The 25,822-nt window shown below is 69.8% G+C and carries 25 protein-coding genes and 2 tRNA genes; 12 read left to right on the forward strand and 15 right to left on the reverse strand.

Annotated features, from left to right (window positions below; all coding sequences use genetic code 11):
* Positions 1–221 precede the first annotated feature (221 nt).
* Both EV683_RS02250 and EV683_RS02255 read left to right on the forward strand, forming a co-directional pair.
* Positions 222–4,079, forward strand: a complete 3,858-nt coding sequence (locus EV683_RS02250; RefSeq protein WP_131861678.1) for a DUF3683 domain-containing protein — start codon at positions 222–224, stop codon at positions 4,077–4,079.
* Positions 4,080–4,220: 141 nt separating this feature from the next.
* Positions 4,221–5,039 (forward strand): DUF2971 domain-containing protein, encoded by an 819-nt coding sequence (locus EV683_RS02255; RefSeq protein ID WP_131861680.1) that lies wholly within the window; start codon positions 4,221–4,223, stop codon positions 5,037–5,039.
* A gap of 69 nt (positions 5,040–5,108) precedes the next feature.
* On the opposite strand, the gene EV683_RS02260 is transcribed toward EV683_RS02255, so the two are convergent.
* The 4 genes from EV683_RS02260 to EV683_RS02275 all read right to left on the reverse strand — a co-directional run bounded on the left by EV683_RS02260 (position 5,109) and on the right by EV683_RS02275 (position 8,089).
* Positions 5,109–5,960 (reverse strand): sulfurtransferase, encoded by an 852-nt coding sequence (locus EV683_RS02260; RefSeq protein ID WP_131861682.1) that lies wholly within the window; start codon positions 5,958–5,960, stop codon positions 5,109–5,111.
* Between the two features lie 230 nt (positions 5,961–6,190).
* Complete coding sequence (locus tag EV683_RS02265) at positions 6,191–6,601, reverse strand: HIT family protein (RefSeq protein ID WP_131861684.1); 411 nt, start codon at positions 6,599–6,601, stop codon at positions 6,191–6,193.
* A 152-nt stretch (positions 6,602–6,753) separates the two neighbouring features.
* Positions 6,754–7,314: an RBBP9/YdeN family alpha/beta hydrolase gene (locus tag EV683_RS02270; RefSeq protein ID WP_066609894.1), complete on the reverse strand. Its 561-nt coding sequence runs from the start codon at positions 7,312–7,314 to the stop codon at positions 6,754–6,756.
* Positions 7,307–8,089 carry an exodeoxyribonuclease III gene (locus tag EV683_RS02275; protein WP_131861686.1) on the reverse strand — a complete coding sequence of 261 codons (783 nt, stop codon included), beginning with the start codon at positions 8,087–8,089 and terminating at the stop codon, positions 7,307–7,309. The genes EV683_RS02270 and EV683_RS02275 overlap by 8 nt, the downstream gene beginning before the upstream one ends.
* Positions 8,090–8,151: 62 nt before the next feature.
* Between EV683_RS02275 and pyrE the strand changes: the two genes are divergently transcribed.
* Both pyrE and EV683_RS02285 read left to right on the forward strand, forming a co-directional pair.
* Positions 8,152–8,796 (forward strand): orotate phosphoribosyltransferase, encoded by a 645-nt coding sequence (pyrE, locus tag EV683_RS02280; RefSeq protein ID WP_066609897.1) that lies wholly within the window; start codon positions 8,152–8,154, stop codon positions 8,794–8,796.
* On the forward strand, positions 8,796–9,317 hold the full coding sequence (locus EV683_RS02285) for a DUF4124 domain-containing protein (RefSeq protein WP_131861689.1): 522 nt from the start codon (positions 8,796–8,798) through the stop codon (positions 9,315–9,317). Before pyrE ends, EV683_RS02285 begins: the two co-directional genes overlap by 1 nt.
* A 58-nt stretch (positions 9,318–9,375) precedes the next feature.
* Here EV683_RS02285 and EV683_RS02290 read toward each other — a convergent pair whose 3' ends face one another.
* From EV683_RS02290 to bfr, 3 genes are all read right to left on the reverse strand, one after another.
* Entirely contained in the window at positions 9,376–9,705 is a 330-nt protein-coding gene (locus tag EV683_RS02290; RefSeq protein ID WP_131861691.1) for a hypothetical protein, read from the reverse strand.
* 103 nt (positions 9,706–9,808) lie between these two features.
* Positions 9,809–11,044 carry an alanine racemase gene (gene alr / locus EV683_RS02295; protein ID WP_131861693.1) on the reverse strand — a complete coding sequence of 412 codons (1,236 nt, stop codon included), beginning with the start codon at positions 11,042–11,044 and terminating at the stop codon, positions 9,809–9,811.
* A gap of 251 nt (positions 11,045–11,295) precedes the next feature.
* Complete coding sequence (bfr, locus tag EV683_RS02300) at positions 11,296–11,760, reverse strand: bacterioferritin (RefSeq protein ID WP_066609909.1); 465 nt, start codon at positions 11,758–11,760, stop codon at positions 11,296–11,298.
* Positions 11,761–12,000: 240 nt separating this feature from the next.
* Here bfr and EV683_RS02305 point away from each other — a divergent pair, with 240 nt between their 5' ends.
* Positions 12,001–14,463: a diguanylate cyclase domain-containing protein gene (locus EV683_RS02305; protein WP_165916773.1), complete on the forward strand. Its 2,463-nt coding sequence runs from the start codon at positions 12,001–12,003 to the stop codon at positions 14,461–14,463.
* A 130-nt stretch (positions 14,464–14,593) separates the two neighbouring features.
* A complete protein-coding gene (locus EV683_RS02310) occupies positions 14,594–15,562 on the forward strand; it encodes a DMT family transporter (RefSeq protein ID WP_131861696.1) in 969 nt (322 codons plus the stop codon).
* A gap of 109 nt (positions 15,563–15,671) precedes the next feature.
* Here EV683_RS02310 and EV683_RS02315 read toward each other — a convergent pair.
* The 3 genes from EV683_RS02315 to cutA all read right to left on the reverse strand — a co-directional run bounded on the left by EV683_RS02315 (position 15,672) and on the right by cutA (position 16,314).
* Positions 15,672–15,747 (reverse strand) — tRNA-Lys (locus EV683_RS02315).
* Positions 15,748–15,761: 14 nt separating this feature from the next.
* A tRNA-Lys gene (locus EV683_RS02320) sits at positions 15,762–15,837 on the reverse strand.
* A 162-nt stretch (positions 15,838–15,999) separates the two neighbouring features.
* Positions 16,000–16,314, reverse strand: coding sequence for a divalent-cation tolerance protein CutA (gene cutA / locus EV683_RS02325; protein ID WP_082824088.1), 315 nt, complete (start codon positions 16,312–16,314; stop codon positions 16,000–16,002).
* Positions 16,315–16,330: 16 nt separating this feature from the next.
* Between cutA and EV683_RS02330 the strand changes: the two genes are divergently transcribed.
* The 6 genes from EV683_RS02330 to EV683_RS02355 all read left to right on the forward strand — a co-directional run bounded on the left by EV683_RS02330 (position 16,331) and on the right by EV683_RS02355 (position 19,674).
* Complete coding sequence (locus tag EV683_RS02330; protein WP_131861698.1) at positions 16,331–16,759, forward strand: FxsA family protein; 429 nt, start codon at positions 16,331–16,333, stop codon at positions 16,757–16,759.
* 162 nt (positions 16,760–16,921) lie between these two features.
* Entirely contained in the window at positions 16,922–17,386 is a 465-nt protein-coding gene (locus EV683_RS02335; RefSeq protein WP_066609925.1) for a Dps family protein, read from the forward strand.
* Positions 17,387–17,782: 396 nt separating this feature from the next.
* Positions 17,783–18,328 carry an energy transducer TonB gene (locus tag EV683_RS02340; protein ID WP_207910380.1) on the forward strand — a complete coding sequence of 182 codons (546 nt, stop codon included), beginning with the start codon at positions 17,783–17,785 and terminating at the stop codon, positions 18,326–18,328.
* An 8-nt stretch (positions 18,329–18,336) separates the two neighbouring features.
* Entirely contained in the window at positions 18,337–18,702 is a 366-nt protein-coding gene (locus EV683_RS02345; RefSeq protein ID WP_066609929.1) for a VacJ, read from the forward strand.
* Positions 18,703–18,747: 45 nt separating this feature from the next.
* Entirely contained in the window at positions 18,748–19,164 is a 417-nt protein-coding gene (locus EV683_RS02350) for an acyl-CoA thioesterase (protein WP_066609931.1), read from the forward strand.
* A gap of 18 nt (positions 19,165–19,182) precedes the next feature.
* Entirely contained in the window at positions 19,183–19,674 is a 492-nt protein-coding gene (locus tag EV683_RS02355; protein ID WP_131861702.1) for a peroxiredoxin family protein, read from the forward strand.
* Positions 19,675–19,758: 84 nt separating this feature from the next.
* Here EV683_RS02355 and EV683_RS02360 read toward each other — a convergent pair whose 3' ends face one another.
* The 5 genes from EV683_RS02360 to rsmB all read right to left on the reverse strand — a co-directional run bounded on the left by EV683_RS02360 (position 19,759) and on the right by rsmB (position 25,768).
* A complete protein-coding gene (locus EV683_RS02360) occupies positions 19,759–20,517 on the reverse strand; it encodes a HesA/MoeB/ThiF family protein (RefSeq protein ID WP_131861703.1) in 759 nt (252 codons plus the stop codon).
* Positions 20,518–20,582: 65 nt separating this feature from the next.
* Positions 20,583–21,854, reverse strand: a complete 1,272-nt coding sequence (locus EV683_RS02365; protein WP_066609935.1) for a sigma-54-dependent transcriptional regulator — start codon at positions 21,852–21,854, stop codon at positions 20,583–20,585.
* Positions 21,854–23,962, reverse strand: coding sequence for a sensor histidine kinase (locus EV683_RS02370; protein WP_131861705.1), 2,109 nt, complete (start codon positions 23,960–23,962; stop codon positions 21,854–21,856). Before EV683_RS02370 ends, EV683_RS02365 begins: the two co-directional genes overlap by 1 nt.
* The gene (locus EV683_RS02375; RefSeq protein ID WP_231879808.1) at positions 23,962–24,531 is read right to left on the reverse strand and encodes a DUF4390 domain-containing protein; all 570 of its coding nucleotides are present in this window, start codon (positions 24,529–24,531) and stop codon (positions 23,962–23,964) included. Before EV683_RS02375 ends, EV683_RS02370 begins: the two co-directional genes overlap by 1 nt.
* A complete protein-coding gene (rsmB, locus tag EV683_RS02380; RefSeq protein WP_131861707.1) occupies positions 24,518–25,768 on the reverse strand; it encodes a 16S rRNA (cytosine(967)-C(5))-methyltransferase RsmB in 1,251 nt (416 codons plus the stop codon). Before rsmB ends, EV683_RS02375 begins: the two co-directional genes overlap by 14 nt.
* Positions 25,769–25,822: the final 54 nt, after the last annotated feature.

The raw sequence follows: 25,822 nt of genomic DNA on the forward strand, positions 1-25,822 counted from the left end.
TTTTTACTCGCGGGTTTGCCATTATTCCTGCGCGGCTCGTGGGTGATCCTTGATTGCGCGGCGGCGCAATATCCCTATGATGGGCGTTCGATTGGCCGCGGCGCGCAGCGCCTGGCCGGACGCGCCGCGCGAAGACCCTGCTCCCAGCGTCGTTTTCTGCGCTGCGGCAAATCCGCTAAAATTTTGATCTTCATTGCCTTCTAGCTGTGGTTCAAGCTCTTATGACTGCTTCCCCCCCCCAGCGTGTACGGGAGATCCCGTACAACTACACCTCGTTCTCCGATCGCGAGATCGTCATCCGCCTGCTGGGCGAGCCGATCTGGCAAACCCTCGACGTGCTGCGCGGCGAGCGCCGGACCGGCCGTTCCGCGCGCATGCTGTTCGAGGTGCTGGGCGACATCTGGGTCGTGGAGCGCAACCCCTACCTGGTCGACGACCTGCTCGAGAACCCGAAGCGTCTCGCGGCGCTGGTCGGCGCGATGCACCATCGCCTGTCCGAGATCGAGAAGCGCCGCGTCGGCAACGAGAAGGTCGCCGAGCTGATCGACGCCGGCCGCGGCGCGGTCGCCGCCTTCGAGGCGCGCTTCGCCGAGACGCGCGAGCTGCGCGCGAAGATTCTCAAGCGGCTGACCCGCATCACCCGCAAGGACAACGTGCTGTTCGACGGCCTCGCGCGCGTCTCTCACGTGACCGACGCGACCGACTGGCGCGTCGAGTATCCGTTCGTGGTGCTGGCGCCGGACGCCGAGGCCGAGATCGCGCCCTTGGTGAAGGCGTGCATCGAGCTCGGCCTGACCATCATCCCGCGCGGCGGCGGCACCGGCTACACCGGCGGCGCCGTGCCGCTCGACCGCATGAGCGCGGTCATCAACACCGAGAAGCTCGACCGCCACAACGGCGTCGAATACATCGAGCTGCCGGGCCTGGCGGGCAAGCATCCGACCATCCAGTGCGGCGCCGGCGTGGTGACGCGTCGCGTCGAGGAGGCGGCGCACGCCGCCGGCGTGGTGTTCGCGGTCGACCCGACCTCGGCCGACGCCTCCTGTATCGGCGGCAACGTCGCGATGAACGCCGGCGGCAAGAAGGCGCTGCTGTGGGGCACCGCGCTCGACAACCTCGCCAGCTGGAAGATGGTCGACCCGGACGGCAACTGGCTGTTCATCGAGCGCGTCGGCCACAACTTCGGCAAGATCCACGACGTCGACACCGCGACCTTCCGCATCACGAAGTTGGCCGAGGACGGCCAAACCGTGCTCGAGACGCGCGAGCTGGCGATCCCGGGCCGCACCTTCCGCAAGGTCGGCCTCGGCAAGGACGTGACCGACAAGTTCCTCGCCGGCCTGCCCGGCGTGCAGAAGGAAGGCTGCGACGGCATCATCACCAGCGCGCGCTTCGTGCTGCACCGCATGCCGGCGCACGCGCGCACCGTGTGCCTCGAATTTTTCGGCACCGTCGCGCAGGCGACGCCGGCGATCGTCGAGATCACCGACTACTTCAAGAAGGGCGGCGCGGGCGTCGAGGCCGGCGTGCAGCTGGCTGGCCTCGAACACCTCGACTGGCGCTACGTGCGCGCGGTCGGCTACGCGACCAAGGCCAAGTCCAAGGGCCGGCCGAAGATGGTGCTGATCGCCGACCTGGTGTCGGACGACGAGAACGCCGTCGCCGAGGCGGCCAGCCATGTCGTGCGCGTCGCCAACGCGCGCTCGGGCGAGGGCTTCATCGCCGTCACGGCCGAGGCGCGCAAGAAGTTCTGGCTCGACCGCGCGCGCACCGCCGCGATCGCCCGCCACACCAACGCGTTCAAGATCAACGAGGACGTGGTGATCCCGCTGCCGCGCCTCGGCGACTACTCGGACGGCATCGAACGCATCAACATCGAGCTGTCGATCCAGAACAAGCTCGCGCTGTGCCGCGCGCTCATCGACACCTTCGAAGGCCGCCTGCCGGTCGACAAGCTCGACACCGACCTGCCGTCGGCCGAGCTGATCGGCGACAGGCGCGACGCGGCGCTCGCGCTGATCGAGGCGGTGCGCGAGCGCTGGCAGTGGCTGCTGGATAATCTGGACGCGCCGTTTGCCGACTACGCGTCGCGCTACCCTCAGGCGCCGCTCGAGGACGGCATGCCCGAGGTCGGCGAGTCGCTGTTCATCGCGATGCGCGACTTCAAGCTGCGCGTGTCGTGGAAGAACGAACTGCTCTCCGAGCTGGAGACGCTGTTCTCCGGCAAGACCGACGCGCCGATCATGGACGCGGTGCGCGCCGTGCACCAGCGCGTGCTGCGCGGCCGCGTGTTCGTCGCGCTGCACATGCACGCCGGCGACGGCAACGTGCACACCAACCTGCCGGTCAACTCCGACGACTACGAGATGCTGCAGACCGCGCACCACGCGGTCGCGCGCATCATGAAGCTCGCGCGTAGCCTCGACGGCGTGATCTCGGGCGAGCACGGCATCGGCATCACCAAGCTCGAATTCCTCACCGAGGAGGAGATGGCGCCGTTCGTCGCCTACAAGAAAGCGGTCGACCCGAACGGCCACTTCAACCGCGGCAAGCTGTTGCCGGGGGGCGATCTGGCCAACGCCTACACGCCGTCGTTCGAGCTGTTGGGTGCCGAATCGCTGATCCTCGAGCAGTCCGACATCGGTTCGATCTCGGACATGGTCAAGGACTGCCTGCGCTGCGGCAAGTGCAAGCCGGTGTGCTCGACCCACGTGCCGCGCGCCAACCTGCTCTATTCCCCGCGCAACAAGATCCTCGGCACCGGTTTGCTGACCGAGGCCTTCCTGTACGAGGAGCAGACCCGCCGCGGCGTGTCGCTGAAGCACTTCGACGAGCTGTCGGACGTCGCCGACCACTGCACCGTCTGCCACCGCTGCGTGAACCCGTGTCCGGTCAAGATCGACTTCGGCGACGTGTCGGTCGCGATGCGCAACTTCCTCAGGAAGACCGGCAACAAGAAGTTCAACCCGGGCACCGCGCTGGGCATGGCCTTCCTGACCGCCAAGGACCCGGCGACGATCAAGCTGATGCGCAAGGGCATGATCGAGTGGGGCTACAAGGCGCAGCGCCTCGGCCACGACCTGGCGAAGAAGTTCCAGCTCCTGAACGGCCAGACCAAGCAGCCGCCGTCGACCACCGGCGGCAAGCCGCCGGTCAAGGCGCAGGTGATCCACTTCGTCAACCGCGCGCTGCCGGGCGGCCTGCCGAAGAAGACCGCGCGCGGCCTCCTGGACGTCGAGGATCCGAACGTCGTGCCGGTGATCCGCAATCCGCAGGTCGCCGACGACGCCGAGGCGGTGTTCTACTTCCCCGGCTGCGGCTCGGAGCGCCTGTTCAGCCAGGTCGGCCTCGCCACGCAGGCGATGCTGTGGCACGTCGGCGTGCAGACCGTGCTGCCGCCGGGCTACCTGTGCTGCGGCTACCCGCAGACCTCGGCCGGTTACGAGGACAAGGGCGAGGCGATCACGACCGAGAACCGCGTGCTGTTCCACCGCGTCGCCAACACGCTGAACTACCTCGACATCAAGACCGTCGTCGTGTCGTGCGGCACCTGTTACGACCAGCTGGCCAAGTACCGCTTCGAGGACATCTTCCCGGGCTGTCGCATCGTCGACATCCACGAGTACCTGATGGAGAAGGGCGTCAAGCTCGACGGCGTCGCCGGCCAGCAGTACATGTACCACGACCCGTGCCACACGCCGATGAAGGCCTACCAGCCGATCAAGGTGGTCAACGAACTGATGGGCGGCGGCGTGCCGCTGTCCGACCGCTGCTGCGGCGAATCGGGCACCTTCGCCGCCAGCCGCCCGGACATCGCGACCCAGGTGCGCTTCCGCAAGCAGGAGGAGATCGACAAGGGCGTCGCCGCGCTGACCGGCGGCCAGCCGCAGGCCCGGCCGGTCAAGATCCTGACCAGCTGCCCGTCGTGCCTGCAGGGCCTGTCGCGCTACGACGAGGCCAGCGGCACCACCGCCGACTACATCGTCGTCGAGATCGCCAAGCATGTGCTCGGCGACAACTGGATGCCGGACTACGTCGAGAAGGCGCGCAACGGCGGCATCGAGCGCGTGCTGCTGTAAGGCGCGGGGCGCCGGTACAGGGAAAAGGTTGGCCGAGGCTCGGCCAACCTTTTTCTTTTCCGCCGCTCCGTAGCCGACCGGACGGTCACGCGCGCGCCGCCGCGCTACACTGGCCGCTCCCCGTTCAACACCCGCGCCCTCATGCTGTTCTACCACTACACGCCCAGCCCCGGGCTCGACTCCATCGTGCGCCACAAGGCGCTGTGGCTGTCCGACTCGGAAAACCTCAACGACTACAAGGAAGGCCTGCTGTTCGACGAGATCGTCGACCACAACCTCGGCGACCTGATCCGCAGCAAGGGCCACGCCTTGCCCGACCTCGCCGAGCTGAGCTCGGCGATCCGGCAGAAGATCGCCGACCTGTTCAACTACAAGGCCTACATCTGCTGCTTCACCGAGAACGGCGACGCGCTCAGCCAGTGGCGCGGCTACGCCGACGACGGCCACGGCGCGGCGATCGGCTTCGACCCGGCGGCCCTGCGCGACCTGGTCGGCGGGCAGAGCGAGGTGTTCCTGACCGACGTCGAGTACATCGGCCGCGACAGTCCGCTGTCCAAGATCGAGGACGACAGCGTCGACGCGATCCTCGACAAGTTCGTCGAACACGCGCTCAACGGGCAGACGCTGAAGTTCGAGTCGAACGCCGGCGCGCGCCACAACGCGGTCAAGGTGCGCTGGAAGTTCAAGCTGCACTACTTCGAGGAGGAGCGCGAGCACCGCATCATCTACACCCCCGAGCCGGGCACGCAGAGCCGGCCGGGCTTCCTGTCCGAGCGGCGCTTCCGCTTCGCGCGCGCCAGCCTGATCGACTACTTCGAGCTCGGCTTTCCGGCCGCGGCGATCCGCGAGATCGTGCTCGGGCCGAAGAACGCCTTCTGCCTCGCCGACTTCGAGGACTACCTCGCGCTGCACGGCCTGGGCCACGTCGTGGTCAGGAAGTCCGGCGCGACCTACCGCTGAGGCGTGCGTCGGCAAACGACAACGGCCGGCCCCGGGGAGGGGCCGGCCGTTTCACGTGCGGGACGCGGTTCAGGCCGCGCCGGTGGCGACCGGGCGCGCCGGGTCGGCGCACCATTCGCTCCACGAGCCCGGGTAGAGGCGGCTGCCGGCGAGGCCGGCGTGCTCCATCGCCAACAGGTTGTGGCAGGCGGTCACGCCCGAGCCGCACTGGTGGACGACGTCGCCCGGCGCGCGTTGGCCGAGCAGCGCGCGCCAGTCGGCGGCGAGCCGGTCGGGGGTCTTGAAGCGGCCGTCGGCGGCGAGGTTGTCGGCGAACGGGCGGTTGAGCGCGCCGGGGATGTGGCCGCCGACCGGGTCCATCGTCTCGTTCTCGCCGCGGAAGCGGTCGGGCGCGCGCGCGTCGACCACCACGAAGCGCGGCGACGCGAGATTGGCGAGCACCGCGTCGGCGTCGAGCGTCGGCGCGAGGCTGGCACGGATCGCGAAGCGCGCCGGCAGGCGCGGCGGCTGCGGCGCCTCGTTCGACAGTTCACCGCCGGCGGCCAGCCACGCCGGCAGGCCGCCGTCGAGCACCGCGACCGCCTCGTGGCCGAGCCAGCGCGCCAGCCACCACAGTCGCGCGGCGAACATGCCGCCGGCGTCGTCGTAGGCGACGATCTGCGTGTCCGGCCCGGCGCCGAGCGCGCCGAGCACGACGGCGAGTCGCTCGGCGTCCGGCAGCGGGTGGCGGCCGTTGCGACCGCTCTTGACGCCCGACAGGTGGTAGTCGAGGTGCAGGTAGTGCGCGCCGGGCAGGTGGCCGTCGGCGTAGGCGGCGTGACCCCAGTCGGGGTCGGCGAGCCTGAAGCGGCAGTCGACGATCACGACGTCGCCGGCCGGCAGCGCCATCAGTTCGTCGGCGGAAATCAGGGTGCGGTACATGGCTCTCTCCTTCGTGTCGGGAGGAGCCGCTTGCCAGCCGTCTGCCTCGGGCGGCTGGCAAGCGGTTCCCGGTGGAACGGCGCCGGGCGGCGCGCTTATGCGGACAGACTAGCGGGGAAGCGGACCGGCCGGCAAGCCTGGCCGGGCCCGGCGACGCCGGCTGGCCCGGGCTGGCGGGTGTCGCCGCGCGGCACGAATCGCGCGCGGTGGAGCGGTTTGCCGGCGCGCGCTTACGGCCGGGCCGCGAGCGCCGCGCGCAGCCGCCCGGCCAGATCCGGCGCGCCGTGCGCGACGCCGCCGGCGGGCTTCTTGGCCGCCCACACCGGCGCCGGGAAGTGCGCGTCGTCGGCGAAGCGCGGGATCACGTGCCAGTGCAGGTGCGGCACGACGTTGCCGAGGCTGGCGAGGTTGATCTTGTCCGGGTTGAGCGTCGCGCGCAGCGCGGCCTCGACGCGCCAGACCCAGTCCATCAGGTAGGCGCGGTCGGCCGGCGCGAGGTCGGTCATCTCGCGCGCGTGCTCGCGCCAGATCACGCGGCAAAAGCCCGGGTAGTCCGGCTCGTTGTCGACCAGGATCACGCGCAGCCGCTCGTCGGCGTACAGCTCGACGCCGGGGAGGGTGGTGCAGAGTTCGCAGTTCATCTTCATGTCCTTGGCGCCACCAACAAAACCCTCCCGGCGTTGTTGCACCGCCTTGCCGTACTTCTTGTACTGTCTGCGGCGATGCGCCTAGCCGGGACCGCTGCGCTGGGTTTTGTTGGTGGCGCCTTTAATAAATATAAGCTTGGCCGAGCTCAGGCGAGCATCAGCGTCTGCAAGAGCCGCTGGCCGGCCTGCCACGGGCCGTGGCCCGAGGCGGGGTTGATGTGGCCGGCGTCGCCGGCGTCGACGAGCTTCGCGCCCCAGCCGGCGGCGAAGTCACCGGCGCGCGCGAAGTCGCAGAACGGGTCGCTGCGGCTGGCGACCAGGATGGCCGGGAAGGGCAGGCGCAGGAGCGGCAGCGGCGAAAAGCCGCTCGCCGGCACGGCGGCGACGACGTCGGCGCGCTCGACGTCGGGCGGCGCGACCAGCAAGGCGCCCTTGACGCGGCGGAAGGCCGCGTAGTCGGCGCCGGCTGCCCAGTGCGCGACGGTGACGGCGCCGAGGCTGTGCGCGGCGATCACCACCGTGCCGTCGATGTCGGCGACGGTCGCCGCGAGCGCGGCGACCCAGGCGTCCTTGTCCGGGCGCTGCCAGTCGGCCTGCTCGACGCGGCGCGAGAACGGGTAGCCGCGCTCCCACAGCGTCTGCCAGTGGTTCGGGCCGGAATCCTGCCAGCCGGGCACGACGAGCAGCGTGACGTCGTCGTCAAGCATGGTCGGCGTCCCGGTAGTCGACCGTCAGCGGCGCGTGGTCGGAGAACTTCTCGTCCTTGTAGACCTTGGCCGAGACCGCGCGCGCGGCAAGTTGCGGCGTGGCGATCTGGTAGTCGATGCGCCAGCCGACATCCTTGGCATAGGCCTGGCCGCGGTTGCTCCACCAGGTGTAGCCGGGCACGTCCGGGTAGAGCTTGCGCCACACGTCGACCCAGCCGACGCGGTGGAACAGGTCGCTCAGCCACGCGCGCTCCTCGGGCAGGAAGCCGGAATTCTTCAGGTTGCCCTTCCAGTTCTTCAGGTCGATTTCCTGGTGCGCGATGTTCCAGTCGCCGCAGATCACGATGTCGCGGCCTTCCTCGTACAGCGACTCCAGAAGCGGCAGGAAGGCGCGCATGAAGGCGAACTTGACCTCCTGGCGCTCGGGCGAGCTGGAGCCGGACGGCAGGTAGAGCGAGATCACCGTCAGCTTGCCGAAGTCGGCGCGCAGGTAACGCCCTTCGGCGTCGAATTCGGGCACGCCGAGGCCCTCCTCGACGCGGTCGGGCGCCTGACGGCTGTAGAGGCCGACGCCGCTGTAGCCCTTCTTTTCGGCGTAGTGGAAGAAACCGTGGTAGCCGTCGGGCGCGCGCTGGTGGGGGGCGAGGTCGGCCGCCTGCGCCTTCAGTTCCTGCACGCAGACGACGTCGGCGCCACAGGCGGCCAGCCAGGCGAAAAAGCCCTTTTTGTCGGCCGAACGGATGCCGTTCAGGTTGGCCGAGACGATTCGAAGCAAGAGGGGTCTCCCGTGATATGCTTGCCGCCAGGATTGGTAATCAACAAGCAGTGAGGTAGGTAATGAGCGATTTTCGTCAGGATTTTATTCGTTTTGCCCTGGATAAGCAGGTGCTGAAATTCGGTGAGTTCATCACCAAGTCCGGCCGGAAGTCGCCGTATTTCTTCAACGCCGGCCTGTTCAACGACGGCGACAGCGTGCTCAAGCTGTCGCGCTTCTACGCGCAGGCGATCGACGCCAGCGGTCTTCAATTCGACATGCTGTTCGGCCCGGCCTACAAGGGCATCATCCTGGCGGCCGCCGCCGGCATGGCGCTGGCCGAGGGCGGCCGCAACCTGCCGTTCGCGTACAACCGCAAGGAAGCCAAGGACCACGGCGAGGGCGGCACGCTGGTCGGCGCGCCGCTCAAGGGCCGCGTGCTGATCGTCGACGACGTGATGACCGCCGGTACCGCGGTGCGCGAGTCGATCAAGCTGATCCGCGACGCGGGCGCCGAGCCGGCTGGCGTGGCGGTCGCGCTCGACCGCATGGAGCGCGGCACCGGCGCGCTGTCGGCGGTGCAGGAGGTCGAGCAGCAGTACGGCCTGCCGGTGATCACCATCGCGACGCTGGACGACATCCTCGCCTTCCTGTCCGGCAGCCCGGAGCTGTCGGCCAATCTCGCGGCGGTCGAAGCCTACCGCGCCGAGTACGGGGTCAAAGCCTGATGCGGCCAAGCCTGCTCGCGGTGCTCCTGGCGTGCGCGCCCGCCCTCGCGTCGGCGACGCTGTTCAAGTGGGTCGACGAGCAGGGGCGGGTCCATTACAGCGACAGGCCGCCGTTGCAGGCGCCGCAGCAGGGCGTGTCCGAGCTGGACCGGCAGGGCAGGGTGAAGCGCGAGGCCGAGAGCGCCGCGCAGCAACGTGCGCGCGAGGCCGACGAGGCCGCGCGGCGGGCGGCCGAGGCGCAGGTGCGCGAGGCGGCCCGCCGCGACCGCGCGCTGCTGGAAAGTTACCGCGGCCCGGCCGACGTCGAGCGCGAACGCGACCGGCGTCTGGCCGAGAACCGCGTCGCCTTGCAGGGGCTGTTGGCCGAGCGCGAGGCGCTGGCGGCGAAGTCCGCCGGCGACGCGGCGCTGGCGGCGATCGACGCCCGCATCGCGCGGCAGCGCGCCGAGGCGGCGCGGATCCGCGCGCGCGCCGACGCCGATATCCAGCGCCTGCGCCTCCTGCACGGCGAGGCGCCCTGAGCGACCCGCCGCAGGCGCTACCCGGCCCGCCGTTCGGCGGGCTTCGTTTTTTCGGCGCCTAGCGTTCGCCGGCCTTGCGCGTCCAGGCGGCGTCGAGCGCCGAGCGGGCGTCCGACAGTCGCCGCTGCGCGGCGGCGTCGGCGGCGCGCGCGTCGGCCAGCGCCGCCTCGGCGCGGGCGACGGCGTTCTGCGCATCGACCAGCCGCTGGCGCGCGGCCGCCAGCGCAGTCTCGCTCGCGCTGAGCGCGCCGGCGGCGCGTTCGGCCTGGCCGTCGGCGGCCTGGTAGGCCATCTGCGCGGCGAGCAGCGCTTCGTCGACGGTCTGCGCGGCCGACAGCGTCGGCAGGGCGGCCAGCAGCGCGGCCGGCAGCAAGGAGCGGATTCGCATGACGTATTCCCGATATTGCGACGAAGGCGAATTATCACGTCATTTCCGGCCGACGACAAAAAAACGCCCCGGCGTGGGCCGGGGCGGGTTCGCGTCGGGGCGGTCAGCGTGCCTTCGGCACCTTGGGGTTGGAGTTGCCCCACACGGTGTAGAGGTCGGCCAGGAGCGCGCCGTTGAAGTCCTCGAGCTCGGACTGGCTGATCTCGGCCTTGCCCTGCTTGCCGAACAGCACGACCTCGTCGCCGCCCTTGACGCCGGGGATGTCGGTCACGTCGACCATCAGCGTGTTCATCGACACCTTGCCGACCACCGGCGCGCGCTGGCCGCCGATCAGCACGCTCGCCTTGTTGGTGAACACGCGGCGGTAGCCGTCCGAGTAGCCGACCGGGATGTTGGCCAAGAGCGAATCGCGCTTGAGCGTGAAGGTGCGGTCGTAGCCGACGGTGTTGCCGGCCGGGTAGCGGTTGACCGACGCGACGCGCGACTTGAACTGCATCACGCGCTGGTATTCGGTGTGCGACGGCACGGTGTCGCCGAACAGCGCGCCACCGGGGCGGACCATGTCGAGGCGTGCCTCGGGCACTTCGAGCGTCGCGAACGAGTTCGCGCAGTGCAGGATCAGCTTCTTGCGGTCGAGCCCGGCGCGCTGGATCACCCAGTCGGTCTCGTTCTTGAACGCGGCGAGGCCCTTGAGGACGTCGTCTTTTTCCTCGACCGGGAAGTGGGTCATGATGCCGACCACGCGCAGCGACGGTTGTCTGGCGATCGCCAGCGCGTCGGCCTTGCCGGCGTCGGTCGCCAGCTCGAGGCCGTTGCGGCTCATGCCGGCCGAGTTGAGGCCGAGGTGGATCTTCAGCGTGCGGCCGTGGCGGCGGGCGATCGCCGCGGCCTGGCGCGCGAAGTCGGCGTTGCCGACCAGCTCTTCCATGTCGTACTTCAGGCCGGCCTCGACTTCCTGCGGCGAGGCGGTGCGCACGCGCATCAGCCGGCCCTTGAAGCCGCTGTCGCGCACCACGCGCGCCTCCTCGTTGCTGGCGACGCCGACGCAGGGCACGCCCATCTTGATCACCGACGGCATCAAGAGGGCGATGCCGTGGCCGTAGGCGTCGGCCTTCAGCACCGCGCAGATCTGCGACTTGCCGGCCAGTTCTTTTTGCAGCGTGCGGATATTGTGCTCGAACGCCGCGGTGTCGATCTCGACCCAGGCGTTGCTCGCCGGCGCCGACAGGCCGGTCTTTAGGTGGTGCTGGGCGGGGCCGAGCTCGGGGGCCGCATGGGCTGCGCCGTGGGCGAAGCATAGCGGAACGGCCAGCGCCAGGAGGGTACGGGCGAGCTTCATCGGGTTCTCCTTTGTGGGTCCGTGTCGGGGCGTGTCCCGCCCCTTGGTGTTGTCTGATGCGGTCGCGGAGGACGGCCCGCCCATGCTAAGCGCGGCGCTTCGCCGTTGTCGTTAGCGGGCGGCGACAGGAAATTGCGTAATTCCGACGTGCTGTTTTGGCCGTGCCGATCAGCTCGGAGTCATGGCGCGGCTGGGGCGGGGCGCAAGAAAAAAGCCTCCGCGGCGGGAGGCTCGTTTCGGAAGGGGGGAGCTCAGCTCTGCGACTGGATGTAGTTCTCCAGCCCCATCTGCTTGATCAGGCCGAGCTGCATTTCCAGCCAGTGCGTGTGGTCTTCCTCGGTGTCGTCGAGCATGCCGCTCAGGAGCGCGCGGCTGACGTAGTCGCCCTCGCGCTCGCAGACCTCGATCGCCGCGCGCAGCATCGCGACCGTGTCGTACTCCTGGCGCAGGTCGTTGGCGAGCATCGATTCGACGTCCCGGCCGACGTTGAGCTTGCCGGGCGTCATCGCCGGCGTGCCCTCGAGAAAGAGGATGCGGCTGATCAGCCCGGCCGCGTGGCCGCTTTCTTCTTCCATTTCATGGTTGAGCCGTTCGAACAGCTTGTTCATGCCCCAGTCGTGGTACATCCGCGAGTGGATGAAATACTGGTCGCGCGAGGTCAGCTCGCCGGCGAGCTGCTTGTTGAGCGCCTCGAGCACTGCCTTGTTGCCTTTCATGTCGAGCCTCGTCTGGCGGCCGGAGGCGCGCGGGGCGGGCTCCGGTCTGGGTGTCGGTCTACCCAATGTAGTCAGCCGCGGCGCGCCCCGCCAGCGGCCGGGCGGCGACGGCTATTGCGTTTCGCAATGGCCGCCCGGCTCTGGCGGTGATAGTAGGGCGCGGCGCGTCCCGCTAAGATGGCGGGATGCGATGCCGGCAGCATCCGGCACGCCTACCCGACCACGCTTCGGCCAACCTCGATGACAGTCTCTTTCCTTCCTGCGTCTCAGGGCGGCGTCTGGCGCCGTCTGCCGGCCGTCGTCTTCACGCTGCTGCTGGGCTTGGGCTACGTCGTCAGCGGCAAGCTCAGCCTGCTGCTCGCGATCGCGCCCGGCTACGCGTCGGCCATCTTTCCGCCGGCCGGCGTCGCGATCGCCGCCGCCTTCGTCGCGGGGCGGCGCGCCTGGCCCGGCGTCTTCCTCGGCTCGCTGCTGCTCAATCTGTGGGTCGGCGCCGGCAGCGGCGCGACGGCCGCCGCGGCGGCGCTGCTGATCGCGCTCTCGTCGACGTTGCAGGCGGCCTGGGGCGGCGCGGCGCTGCGCCGGACGCTGGGCTATCCGGTCCGTTTCGACTGCGCGCGCGAGCTGCTGCTCTTCCATCTGCTGGCGCCGCTGCTCTGCCTGGTGAGCGCCTCGCTGTCGGTGGCCGCGCTGGTCGCGCTCGACATCGTGCCCGCCGGCCATTTCGCGGCGCACTGGCTGCGCTGGTGGATAGGCGACACGCTCGGCCTGCTGGTCGTGCTGCCGCTGGCGCTGGTCTGTTGCGGCGCGCCGCGCGGCTTGTGGCGGCGGCGCGCCACGACCGTCGCCCTGCCCATGCTCGTCGCCTTCGCGGCGCTGACGGCGCTCTACGTGCAGGTCAGCCGCTGGGAGGAGGCCGACGCGCTGACGGCGTTCCACCTCCAGTCGCGCCGTCTGGCCGACACCTTCCAGCGCCGCCTCGACGAGCAGGCGGCCTTGCTCGAGCAGGCGGAAGGGCTGTTCGCCGGCGGCGGTCCGGTCGACGCGGAGCGTTTCGCGCGTTTCGCCGAAAAGCCGCTGCGGCGCTACCCGACCATCCTGGCCATCGAGTGGGCGCCGCGCGTGACGGCCGCCGACCGCGCCGCCTTCGAGGCGCAGCACCGCCTTCGCCTGCCGGATTTCGAGATCCGCGAGGGGCGGAGCGTCTCGCGCTTCCGGCGCGCGTCGCCGCGGGCCGCGTATTACCCGGTGACCTTCATCGCCCCGATGGTGGCGCCGAACCGGGCCGCGCTCGGTTTCGACCTCGCGTCGCTGCCGGACCGCCGCGAGGCGATTGAGGCGGCGCGGCGTTCCGGCACGGTGGTCGCGAGCACGCCGCTCAGGCTGGTGCTCGCGCAAAAAAGCGGCCTGCTGCTGATGCAGACGGTGCGGCGCCCGGACGGGACGGAGGGGATGGTGCTGACGGTGCTGCGCGCCGCCGATTTCGTCGAAAAGCTGCTGCCGGACGCCGCGGCCATCCTGCACATCCGCTTGGTCGACGCCGGCACCGGGCAGTCGCTGTACGACAGCTTCGGCAGCCCGGCGGCGAGGCCGCTCTTGGCGACCGAGGTCGTGTTCGGCGGCCGCCGCTACCGGCTGGAAACCGCGCCCAGGCCCTCGTACGTCGCGGCGCGCCAGGGCTGGCAGAGCTGGATCGTGCTCGCCGCCGGGACGCTGGGCTGCGGCCTGCTCGGCGCGCTGCTGATGCTGGCGACCGGCCACACCGCGCGGGTCGCGGCGCAGGTGCGCGAGCGGACGGCCGCGCTGCGCGACAGCGAGGCGCGCGTGCTCGAGATCGCCTCGACCCTGGCCGAGGGGGTGTACGTGCTCGACGACGACGGCCGCGTCGTGTTCGTCAACCCGGAAGCCTGCCGGCTGCTGGGCCGGCCGGAGTACGAGATCCTCGGCCGCAAGGCGCACGCGCTGTTCCACCACATGCACGCCGACCGCTCGCCGCTCTTGCCCGAGGCCAGCCCGCTGCTGAAGGTGCTGCGCTCGGGCGGGCGCTGGCGCGGCCAGGCGACCTTCTGGCGCCAGGACGGCGAGGCGCTGCCGGTCGAGGTCAGCGCGGCAGCCATCCTGCGCGAGGGGCGCAGCGCCGGCGCGGTGATCGCGTTCAGCGACATTTCCGAGCGCCTGCGGCTGGAGGCGACCCTCAGGCGCGAGGCGAGCCACGACGCGCTGACCGAGCTGCCCAACCGCCGGCTGTTCATGCGCCGGCTGCAGCGCGCGCTCGACCGCGCCGAACGCAGCGGCCGTGCCGGCGCGGTGCTGTTCCTCGACCTGGACGGCTTCAAGCAGATCAACGACGCCTACGGCCACGAGGTCGGCGACGAAGTCCTCAGGCTGTTCGGCCAACGTCTGCAGGCCGCGGTGCGCAAGACCGACACCGTGGCGCGGCTGGCGGGCGACGAGTTCACCGTGCTGCTGGAGGGCTTGGCCGAGCCGTTCGACGACGCCGAGGAGATCGCGCACAAGATCGTCGCCAGCGTCGCCGCGCCGGCCATCGTCGCCACCCGCGCCATCACGCTGGCGACCAGCGTCGGCATCGCGGTGTTCCGCCCCGGGCAGCGCCTGACGCCGGATGCGGTGCTGAGCGGCGCCGACGCGGCGATGTACCGCGCGAAGATGACGGGCCGCAACGGCATCGCCTGCAAGGCCTGAGCCTGCCGTCGCGGCAGGGGCTTGCCGCTTGCGCTGCCAGCCAGGCCGGGGCGCTCGTCGAGCGCAATCTGGTACAAGACCGCCGCCGCCGCGCTGCCTAGACTGGCCGCATTCGATGGAGGAATGCGTCATGGGGATGGGTATCGTATACGCGCTGGCCGCCGGCCTGATGTGGGGGCTGGTGTTCGTCGGCCCTCTGTTGCTGCCGGGCTATCCGGCGGCGTTGCAGTCGGTGGGGCGCTATCTCGCCTTCGGCTTGATCGCGCTGCCGTTCGCCTGGTTCGACCGTGCCGCGCTGCGGCAACTGAGCCGGGCCGACTGGCTGGAGGCGCTCAGGCTCGCGCTGGTCGGCAACCTCATCTATTACCTGTGCCTGGCCAGCGCCATCCAGCGCACCGGCGCGCCGCTGCCGACGATGATCATCGGCACGTTGCCGGTGGTGATCGCCGTCAGCGCCAACCTGCGCAACGCGCGGCGCGACGGCCGCTTGCCGTGGGCGCGGCTGGCGCCGTCGCTGTTGCTGATCGCCGCCGGCATCGCCTGCGTCAACCAGGTCGAACTGGCCGCGCTGCGCCACGACCCGGATGCCGACCTGACGCGCTACGCCAGCGGGGTGATGCTGGCCCTGCTGGCGGTGGCTTGCTGGACCTGGTACCCGTTACGCAACGCCGACTGGTTGCGCGCGCACCCCGACCGCAGCCCGCGCAGCTGGGCGACCGCCCAAGGCGTGGCGACGCTGCCGCTGGCGCTGATCGGCTACGCGCTGTTGTGGGGGGGCATGGAGGCCGCCGGCAGCGGGTTCGCGATGCCATTCGGCCCGCATCCGATGGCGTTTGTCGGCCTGATGGCGGTGCTGGGCCTGTGCGCCTCGTGGCTCGGCACCCTGTGCTGGAACGAAGCCAGCCAGCGCCTGCCCACGGCGCTGGCCGGGCAGTTGATCGTGTTCGAGACGCTGGCGGCGCTGGCTTACGCCTTCCTGTTGCGCGGCGAGTGGCCGCGGCCGCTGACGCTCGCCGGCATCGCGCTGCTGATCGCCGGGGTGCTGTGGGCCGTGAGGGTGAGGCCGGAGCCGGTGGTGGCGACGGAGCACGGCGCCTAGGGGACTTGGCCGGGCGGGCTGGCGCATACAGCCGTCGGCCACGCCCCCCGCGCAACGGCAAAAAACGAAAAGCCCGGTCGTGTGGACCGGGCTTTTCGTTTGAAACGTTTGGTGGGTCGTGCAAGATTCGAACTTGCGACCAACGGATTAAAAGTCCGCTGCTCTACCAGCTGAGCTAACGACCCCCTCTGGGTCTCGGTGGTGGGTCGTGCAAGATTCGAACTTGCGACCAACGGATTAAAAGTCCGCTGCTCTACCAGCTGAGCTAACGACCCCCGAGAGACCGCAACTATATAGATGGCTTGCGGGGGTGTCAACACCTTGTTTCGGGTTTTTTTCGCCTATTGCCGTCGATCGTCCGTAAACTTCTGTTTCAAAAGGAACTTGATGGCGCAGGAAATGTCCCCATATGCTCGGCGTGGCGTCGAGCCTATTGTTCAGGCGACGCCGTCGCGCAGCCAGTCAAGATAGGCGGGCAGGCCGGCGGCCAGCGGCACGGCGACGATTTCCGCTACCTCGTAGGGGTGCAGCTCGGCCAACCTTGCCTCGAGCGCCGGGTAACGTTCGGCGGTGGTCTTGATCAGCATCGGCACCTCGGCGGCGGTTTCGACGGCGCCCTGCCAGCGGTATACCGAGCGGCAGGGCGCGAGCAGGTTGACGCAGGCGGCGAGCCGTTCGCCGACCAGCGTCTCGGCCAGACGGCTTGCGGTATCGTCGTCCGGTGCGTTACACAATACGATCCATTCATTCATCGGAAGCTCCTTATCCATGCGCGGTCTCTTGTGGTTGTTCCTTCTTTATCCCGTGGCCGAGATCGTCTCGCTGATCGCGCTGACCGACAAGTTCGGCGGCGGCGCGGTGATCCTGTGGCTGATCGCCAGCGCGCTGCTCGGCCTGGCGCTGATGCGCAACCAGAAGCTCGGCATGCTGCTGTCGGCCGGCGCGCTGCTGCGCAGCGGCGGCGAGGTGTCGCTGTACAGTCTGCTGTGGCCGGTGCGCACCTTGCTGGCCGGCGTGTTGCTGATCATCCCGGGGCCGATCAGCGACGTGCTCGCGCTGCTGCTGCTGTTGCCGTTCAAGGGGCCGAGCGTGCGCATGCCGCCGCGCGCGGCGCGTCCGGCGGAGCCGGGCGACGTGATCGACGGCGAGTTCCGCCGCGTCGACGAGCCGGTCGACCCGCAGCGGCGTCTGCACTGAGCCGCCGCCGCGCCCGGGGCATGACATGGGCAAAGCGGGGCTTGCCGTCGCCCTGCCGGCCCGTTAGTCTCGACGGATGCGGTTTCGCCTTCTTTCCGGCGCGCCGCACTCCCTCGGAGCGCCTTCGGCAGAGTTCTGCCAGCTTTCTTTAGGAGATCGAGCATGGATATCGGCATTTCCCCGCAAGACCGCGCAGAGATCGCCCAGGGGCTGTCGCGCCTGCTGGCCGACACCTACACCTTGTACCTGAAGACCCACAATTTCCACTGGAACGTCACCGGCCCGCAGTTCCGTACGCTGCACCTGATGTTCGAGGAACAGTACAACGAGCTGTGGCTGGCGGTCGACCTGGTCGCCGAGCGCATCCGCACCCTCGGCCACCCGGCGCCGGGCAGCTACGGCCAGTTCGCCAAGCTGACCGCGATCAAGGACGCCGACGGCGTGCCGCCGGCCGACGAGATGATCCGCCAGCTGGTCGAAGGCCACGAGACGGTGTGCCGCACCGCGCGCTCGCTGTTCGACGTCGTCGACCGCGCCAGCGACGAGCCCTCGGCCGACCTCCTGACCCAGCGCCTGCAGGTGCACGAAAAGACCGCGTGGATGCTGCGCAGCCTGCTCGAAGGCTGAGCGCCGCTCTCGCGTCCCCGCAAGGCCGGTAGCGGCGGCCCGTGCTAGACTGGCCGCCACGCCCGGCTTGTGTCTTTGTCCATGAGTGCTTCTTCGCGCGGCCCGTCCGTTTCCGTCTTCGCCGGGACCTTGCTGGTCTCCGCGCTGCTGCATCTCGCCTTGCTGGTGAGCGCGCGACTGCCCGACTTGGGTGTGCCGACACTGCCTGCGCGGACGGCGCTGACGGTGTCGCTGCGCGCCGTACCGCCGGCCGTCGCGGCGCCGGTCGCCGCCGAGGCGGGGGACGAGGCCGGCCGCGCGCCGCCGGCCCGGCCACCCGCGCCGCGGCGGGCCGAAGCCGCGGCGGTGCCACGCGCTGCGCGCCGCGCCCCGGCGCCCGCGGCGCCAGCCGGGCCCGTGCCTGCAGCGCCTGCGCCGCGCGCCGGGCCGCCGGCCGAGGCCAGACCGGTCCCGCCGCCCGCCGCCAGCGAGCCGACGCTCCCCGCGGCGGGTGGCCTCGGCCTGTTGGCCGAGGCGCGGCAGCTGGCGCGCGGCGTCGGCGCGACGGCGGAGGCGGTCGAGGCCGCGCCGGCGGCCGCCGGCGGCCGCCAGAAGGCCGTTTACGGCGCCAGCGCGCGTGGGCCGGACTGGGCGCGTTACCTCGAGGACTGGCGGCTCAAGGTCGAGCGCGTCGGTTCCCTGAACTACCCTGAGGAGGCGCGTCGCCGGCAACTGACCGGCGGGCCGCTGTTGACCGTGCTGATCGACGCCGACGGCGGTCTGCGCTCGGTGAAGGTCCGCCGCAGCTCGGGGCAGCCGGTGCTCGACGAGGCGGCCGCGAACATCGTGCGGCTCGCCGCGCCGTTCGCGCCGTTCCCGCCGGCCCTGGCCGAGCGCTACGCCACCCTCGAAATCACCCGCCGGTGGACCTTCACCGCCGACAACCGGCTTAGCAGCCAGTAAGGATCGTCATGTACGAAGTCAACCGCAGCGTCGCCCTCCTGCGCCCGAAGGCGCCTTTTCTCGACTGGCTCCAGTCGCTGCCCGGCGACGTGTCGGCGCTGCCGTCGCTCGACGAGCTGCGCGGCGACTGCAACGCGCTGCTGATCCCGGCCGCCGACGACTACGCGAGCGCCGAGGATTTCGTGCGCGCGCAGTACCGCGCGCTGTTCGCCGCCGAGCTGGCCGACTGGTGCGACGACGAGGCGCTGTGGCCGGCGCCCTTGACCCCGACATTGTTTACCGAGTGGTTCGAGGTGGAGATCCATTCGGTACTGACCGACCTGGTCGACGCCGCGCTCGAGCGGGAGCCGTTCGTTCCGCTCGACCTGGGCTGAGCCCCGCGCGGCGGCCTACAACACGCCACCGTCACGAGGAATCACATGCCGCATCAAACATATATCAAGGTAAGGGGCTATCATCTCGATCTCTACGGCCACGTGAACAACGCGCGCTACCTCGAGTTTCTCGAGGAGGCGCGCTGGACCTTCTTCGAGGAGCACGGCGATTTGCCGTGGTTCCTCGCGTCGGGGCTTGCGCTGGTGGTGGTCAACATCAACATCGACTACCGCCGGCCGGCGCTGATGAACGAGGAGCTCGCGGTGTCGACCGGGGTCGCGGAAATCGGCCGCCGCAGCGCGGTGATGCGCCAGAAGGTCACGCTGGCCGGCACCGACACCGTGGTCGCCGAGGCCGCCGTGACCTTCGTCGTCTACGACGGCCAGGCCGGGCGCGCCGTCGAACTCGGCGGTCGCCTCAAGGAACTTCTCGAGGCGATGCGCGACCAAGACGCAAACTGACAAGCAGGAATCCGCAGAATGAAAAAAGCCATCGTCGCGATCGCAGGTGTGCTGGTGCTGGCGCTGGCCGGCTACGCCTTGTGGTTCGATACGCCGCGCGCGCCGCAGGTGAGCTACACCTCGATCGGCGGCCAGACCGCGAGCACCGACAGCCTCAAGGGCAAGGTGGTGCTGGTCAACTTCTGGGCGACCAGCTGCCCGGGTTGCATCCAGGAAATGCCGCAGCTGAAGGCGACGCACGAGCGCTTCGCGCCGCGGGGCTACGAGACCGTCGCGGTCGCGATGAGCTACGACCCGCCGCACTACGTGCAGGCCTACGTGAAGGACAAGCAACTGCCGTTCTTCGTCGTGCTCGACAGCCAGGGGGCGATCGCCAAGGCCTTCGGCGACGTGCAGCTGACGCCGACCTCGGTGCTGATCGGCAAGGACGGCACGGTGATCAAGCGCTTCGTCGGCGTGCCGGACTTCACCGAGCTGAACGGTCTGATCGAAAAGGCGATCGGGGCCTGAGCGGCGCGCGCGCAAAAAGACACCCCCGCCGAGGCGGGGGTTTTTTCGTCGGGTGCCGGCCGCAGGCCCGCGGTCGGCCGGGCGTCAGCGTCGCTCGCCGCACACCGGGCAGCCCGGGTCGCGCGGCACGCGCATCTGGCGGATGTCGCCCGAGAGCGCGTCGTACAGCGTCAGTCGGCCCAGCGACGGCCCGATGCCCGCCAGAAGCTTGACCGCCTCGACCGCTTGCAGGCTGCCGATCACGCCGACCAAGGGCGACAGCACGCCGAAGGTCGCGCACGGGCCGTCGGTCGCCTCGCCCTCCTCGGGGAACAGGCAGTGGTAGCAAGGCGAGGTCTCGACGCGCGGGTCGAACACCGCCAGTTGGCCGGAAAAGCGCACCGCCGCGCCGGAAACCAGCGGCACGCGCGCGACGACCGCCGCCCGGTTGACCGCGTGGCGGGTCGCGAAGTTGTCCGAGCAGTCGAGCACCACGTCGTGCGCCGCGACGAGCTCGGCCAACCTTGCGCCTTCGAGCCGCTCGGCGAGCGGCACGACACGGATGTCCGGGTTCATCGCGCGCATGCGGCGCGCGGCCGATTCGGCTTTGCCGTGGCCGAGGCTCGCGCTGTCGTGCGCGATCTGGCGCTGCAGGTTGGTCAGCTCGACCACGTCGTCGTCGACGACGGTCAGCGTGCCGACGCCGGCGCTGGCCAGGTACAGCGCCACCGGCGAGCCGAGCCCGCCGGCGCCGACGATCAGCGCGCGCGCGTTCAGAAGGCGCGTCTGGCCCTCGATGTCGATCTCGGGCAGCAGGATGTGGCGGCTGTAGCGCAATAGCGCCTGGTCGTTCAATTCGGTCATGTTCGGCTTCACAACAAAAAGGGCCGCGCAGGCGGCCCCGGTTTTCGCGCGTCGGTCGCGACGGCTCAGGATTCCTCGGCGGTCTTGCGCGCGAACTTGATCCCGAGCTGCTTGAGCTTGCGGTACAGGTGGGTGCGCTCGAGGCCGACCTTCTGCGCGACGCGGCTCATATTGCCGTTCTCGAGCGAGATATGGTACTCGAAATAGCGGCGTTCGAGCTGTTCGCGCAGTTCGCGCAGCGGCATGTTGAAGTCGAAGCCGGTTTCCTCGACCGGTTTCTCATGGCGGAACTGCGCGAGCACCTTGTTGACCTCGGGCGCGTCGATCTCGTCGGCCTCGGCGGTCAAGGCGAGGCTCTTGATGATGCTTCTGAGCTGCTCGAGGTTGCCCGGCCAGTCGTACTGGCGCAGCGCGTTCAGCGCCGCGGTGGTCAGCCGGTGCGGCGGCACCTGCTTGGATTCGACCAGCTCGGTCAGGATCTGCTCGGCGACGAAGATGATGTCCTCGGCGTGTTCGCGCAGCGGCGGGATCGGCACGATCACGCTCGACAAGGCGGTGAGCAGGCGGTTGTCGCACTCCGGGTCGACCAGCAATTCCTGCAGCGGCCGGCTGCACGAACAGACGAGGCGCACGTTGAAGCGGTCGAGCTTGGACAGGAGGAACAACAGGCCCTGCTGGATGCGGCGGTTGTACTGGCCGATCTCGGGCAGGTAGAGCACGCCGTTGTTGGCCTTCTGCAAGAGCTCCAGCGGCGCGTCGGCCAGCTGTTCGAGCTTGCCCGGCGTCACCCACGGCGTGTTGCCTTGGTGAAAGAAGCGCGCGACCAGCTCGAAGCCCGAGCCCGACTCGCCGGTCAGCAGCACCGGCGACTTGACCTTGACCACGCGCTCGAGCTGGCGCTTGAGCTCCTGGATCGGTTCGCTCTTGCCGAGCTTGTCGAGCGACAGCGAGGTGTTGGCCTGCATGTCGCCGTACTTGAGCGCGCGCTGCACGGTCGACAGCAGCTTCTGCAGCGCGATCGGCTTCTCGAGGAAGTCGAAGGCGCCGATGCGCGTCGCCTCGACGGCGGTATCGATGCTGGCGTGGCCGGACATCATCACCACCGGCATATTGAGCTGGCCGGACTTGGCCCATTCTTTGAGCAGCGTGACGCCGTCGCAGTCGGGCATCCAGATGTCCAAAAGGACGAGCGCGGGGCGCGTCTGGTTGCGCAATTGACGGGCGACTTCGGCATTTTCCGCCAGCGCTACCGTATATCCTTCATCTTGCAGGATCTCCGACAACAGCTCGCGAATACCGATTTCGTCGTCAACGATCAAGATGTCACTGCTACGCATTAGGCCTCCAGCAACGGCAGGGTGAGAAGGATACGCGCGCCGTGCGGCTCGACGTTGGCAAGCGTGACCTGGCCCTTGTGTTCCTCGACGATCTTCTTCACCACGGCGAGCCCCAGTCCAGTCCCCTTTGCCTTGCTGGTTACGTAGGGCTCGAAGGCGCGTGGCAGGATGTCGGGATTGAACCCCGGCCCGTTGTCCTCGATGCTGACGACGGCGTTCCTTCCTTCGAGTCGGCTGCTAATTTGAATCATCGGCATGTCAGCGTCAAGGACCGCGTCCTGTGCGTTCAGCACCAGGTTATGTAAAACCTGCCTTAAAAGCGCCGCGTCGCCCATGATCGTCAGCGGCTGCTCGCACAAGCTCGCCTTCACCGCCGGATTGGTTTCGTACAGCGTCAGCACCTCGCGTACGACCTGGCCCAGCTCCAGCGGCGCCAGCTGCGTGCGCGGCGCGCGCGCGTAGTCGCGGAAGGCGTCGACCATGCCCTTGAGCGCCGCCACCTGCTTGACGATGGTGTCGGTCGAGCGGCGCAGCATCTCGGCGTCCGGGCCGTCGAGCTTGTCGGCCAGCTTCATCGCCAGCCGCTCGGCCGACAGCTGGATCGGCGTCAGCGGGTTGCGGATCTCGTGCGCCAGCCGCTTGGCGACCTCGCCCCAGGCGGCGTCGCGCTGTGCGCGTGCCAGCTGGGTGATGTCGTCGAACACCATCACGTAGCCGCTGCCCGAGGCTTCGGGCAGCCGTGCACCGCGCAGCACCAGCATACGCGTACCGTTCTGGCCGGCAAAGTCGATCTGCTGCTGCCAGTCGGGGCGCTCGTCGTCGTAGGCGTGTTCGAGCAGGGTATCGATCAGCGGCGACAGCGTCGGGTGAGGGGTGCGCCAGGCGGGGAAGGGCTGGGCGGCCAGCGCCTCGAAGTCGACGCCGAGGATGCGCGCTGCGCTATGGTTGGCCGCGCGCAGATGCCAGTCGGCGTCGAAAGCCATCACGCCGGCGGTCAGGTTGGCGAGCACGCCCTCCAGGTACAGCTTGGCCGCCTCTAGCGCCTGGCGGTTCTCGTCTGCGGCATGGCGCGCGTCCTCGAGCTGCTGCGTCATGCGGTTGAACATCGTCGTCAGCACGCCCAGTTCGTCGCGCCGGTATACCGGGTGGCGGCGCGAGAAGTCGCCCTGCGCGACCGCGCGCGTACCGGCTGCCAGCTCCGACAGCGGCGCCGACAGCCGCTCGGACAGGAACAGCGCGAAGGCGAGCGCGGCGGTCAGCGCCAATAAGAGCGCCAGCAGCAGCGTCAGCATGTAGAAGGTCTTGAGCCCGTCGCGCGACAACAGGAGTTGCCGGTAGTCGGCGCGCGCCGCCTCGATCATTTCGGCGTCGCGCGCGATCTCGGTCGGCGCCATCTGCTCGAGCGCCAGCACCCGCGCCTCTTCGCGGGCGGTGCGGTAGGGCAGCAGCACCTTGAGCAGCAGCTCGTCGCCGCTGTTCTCGATGGTCTTGAGCGGCACGCGGCTCTTGAGCCGGCGCAGCGTGTCCGGGCCCGGCGCCGGCGGCGCCGCGCTGCGCTCGGGCGAGCTGGCGAAGGCGATCAGCCGCCCGGACTGGCTGAAGATCGCCACCTGTTCGAGCGCGAACTGCTCGCGCAGCTGCTCGAGTCGCGCCGGCAAGAGCGAATCGGGCCGGCCGTCGATGTCGGCCAGCACGATGCGGCTCTTGCGTGCGACGTCGCCGAGTACGTACTCGAGCGCGTTGCGACCGAGGCCGAGGCCGCGGTCGAGCGCCGACTCGACGCGTACGTCGAACCAGCTCTCGATGCTGCGCGTCAGGAACTGCGCCGAGATGGTGAATACGAGCACGCCGGGCACCAGCGCGACGATGGCGAACATCGCCATCAGCTTCTGCGTCAGCTTGGCGCCGAAGATGCGGTTCTTCAGCCGTTTCCTGAGACGGATCAGCTGCCGGCCGAGCACGCCGGCCAGCAGCAGCAGCAGCAGGGTGTTGAGGCCGAACACCCACCAGTAGTACTCGGCCAACTTCGAGGTGTTGCCGGTGGCGACGGCCAGGAGGTAGAGCAGGATGGCGGCGAGCGTGGCGCCGGCGATCGCCAGATAGCGCATCAGCCGGCCTCTTTGACGGCGAGCGCGACCCAGCCGGACGACAGCGCCCAGTCGTTCGAGCCCAGGGCGTTGAACTGGAACGGTTTGGGCAGCTCGGAGATGTCCAGCTCGAGCCGCGCGCGGGCGCGCACGTCGCCGGCGTTGACGCCGGCGAGCGCGCCCGCCTCGAGCACGCGCCAGCCGCGGATCGTGCCGATGGCCGACAGCGCCTCGGCCAACGTCGGGTAGAAGCGCGGCAGCGTGCCGATGGTGACGCGGTAGCGACCGGTCAAGGACTGGTAGGCGAGCTTGAAGGTCAGCGAGGCGTGCGGCTCGAACCAGTTGGCCAGGTCGAGCCGGTAGGCCTGCGCGCGCGGCCGCGTCAGCTCGAAGTCGAGCCGGAAGGTCAGCGGCACGCCCTGCGCGAGCGCGTCGGACAGCGCGGCCGGCAAGCGGGTCTGGAAGCGGGTGTTGAGCGCGAGCTGGCCGTCGACGAGCTCGGCTTCGGCGCGGCTGGCGGCGATGTTGTCGGCCATGACCGCCGGGACGAGGACGAGCCACAGCCCCAGCAGCAGGCTAGCGTTTCTCAAGCAGCGCGTAATAAAAGCCGTCATGGCGCTCGCACGGGGTCAGCGTCTCGTCGCCGAGGCTGGCGGCGTCGGGGTGACGCGCCAGGAAGGCGGCCAGTTGCTGGCGGTTTTCTTCGGGAAAAATCGAGCAGGTAGCGTATAGCATTTTCCCGCCGCTGGCGAGGCAGCCCCACAGCGCGTCGAGCATCGCCGACTGCTGGCGCGCCAGCGTCTGGAAGTCGCCCGGGCGGCGCAGCCACTTGATGTCCGGGTGGCGGCGTACCACGCCGGACGCCGAGCACGGCACGTCGGCGAGGATGCGGTCGAACGGCACGCCGTCCCACCAGGTGTCGACGCGGGCGGCGTCGGCGGCCTTCAGCGACGCGGCCAGCTTCAGTCTATCGAGGTTGTCGGCGACGCGCGCCAGGCGCGTCGCGTCGACGTCGAGCGCGGTCAGGTCGAGCTCGGCCAACTCGAGCAGGTGGCCGGTCTTGCCGCCCGGCGCCGCGCACGCGTCGAGCACGCGCTGGCCGTCGGCGACGTCGAGCTTGAGCGCCGCCTGTTGCGCGCCGAAGTCCTGCACCGACACGACGCCGTCGGCGAAGCCCGGCAAGTCGCGCACCGGCAGCGGGCGCCCGAGGCGCACCGCGTGCCCGGACAGCTTCTCGGCCTCCAGCCCGGCCTCGGCCAGGGTGGCGAGGTAGCCGTCGGCGTCGGTGTGGCGGCGGTTGACGCGCAGCGTCATCGGCGGATGGCTGTTGTCGGCCTCGACGATCGCCAGCCATTGCTTCGGGAACGCCTGTTTGAGCTTGTCGACCCACCAGCGCGGGTGGTTGGTGCCGGCCTCGAGGTCGCGCGCCGCCTTCGCCAGCAGCTCGTCGCGCTGGCGCTGGAAGTTGCGCAGCGCACCGTTGACGAGGCCCTTGAAGCGGCCGCCGGCGAGCCGGCCGGCCTCGGTCACCGCGCCGTCGACCACCGCGTACGGCGCGGCGCGGGTGTGGGCGAGCTGGTAGATCGCGACCATCAGCAGCCGCTCGAGCGCCGGTTCGGGCAGCGGGCGCGGCACCAGCGCGCGCAGCACGAAGCGCAGTTCGGCGAGGCGGCGGACGCTGCCGTAGGCGACGTCCTGCAGCGCGGCGCGGGTGCTGGCGGGCAGCTCGGGGTGGCGCCGCGCCAGGTCGGCGAGCGTGTCGGTCAGCGTGCGGCCGTCGTCGAGGCGGGCGAGGACGGTGGTGGCGAGGGTCTGGAGGCTGGTCATGGCTTTATCGTAAAACGACGCCAGCCACGGCGGGCGGCCGTGGCTGGTCGTGCG

This window comes from Crenobacter luteus (assembly GCF_004345725.1).
In the GTDB taxonomy this organism is placed as follows: Bacteria; Pseudomonadota; Gammaproteobacteria; order Burkholderiales; family Chromobacteriaceae; genus Crenobacter; species Crenobacter luteus.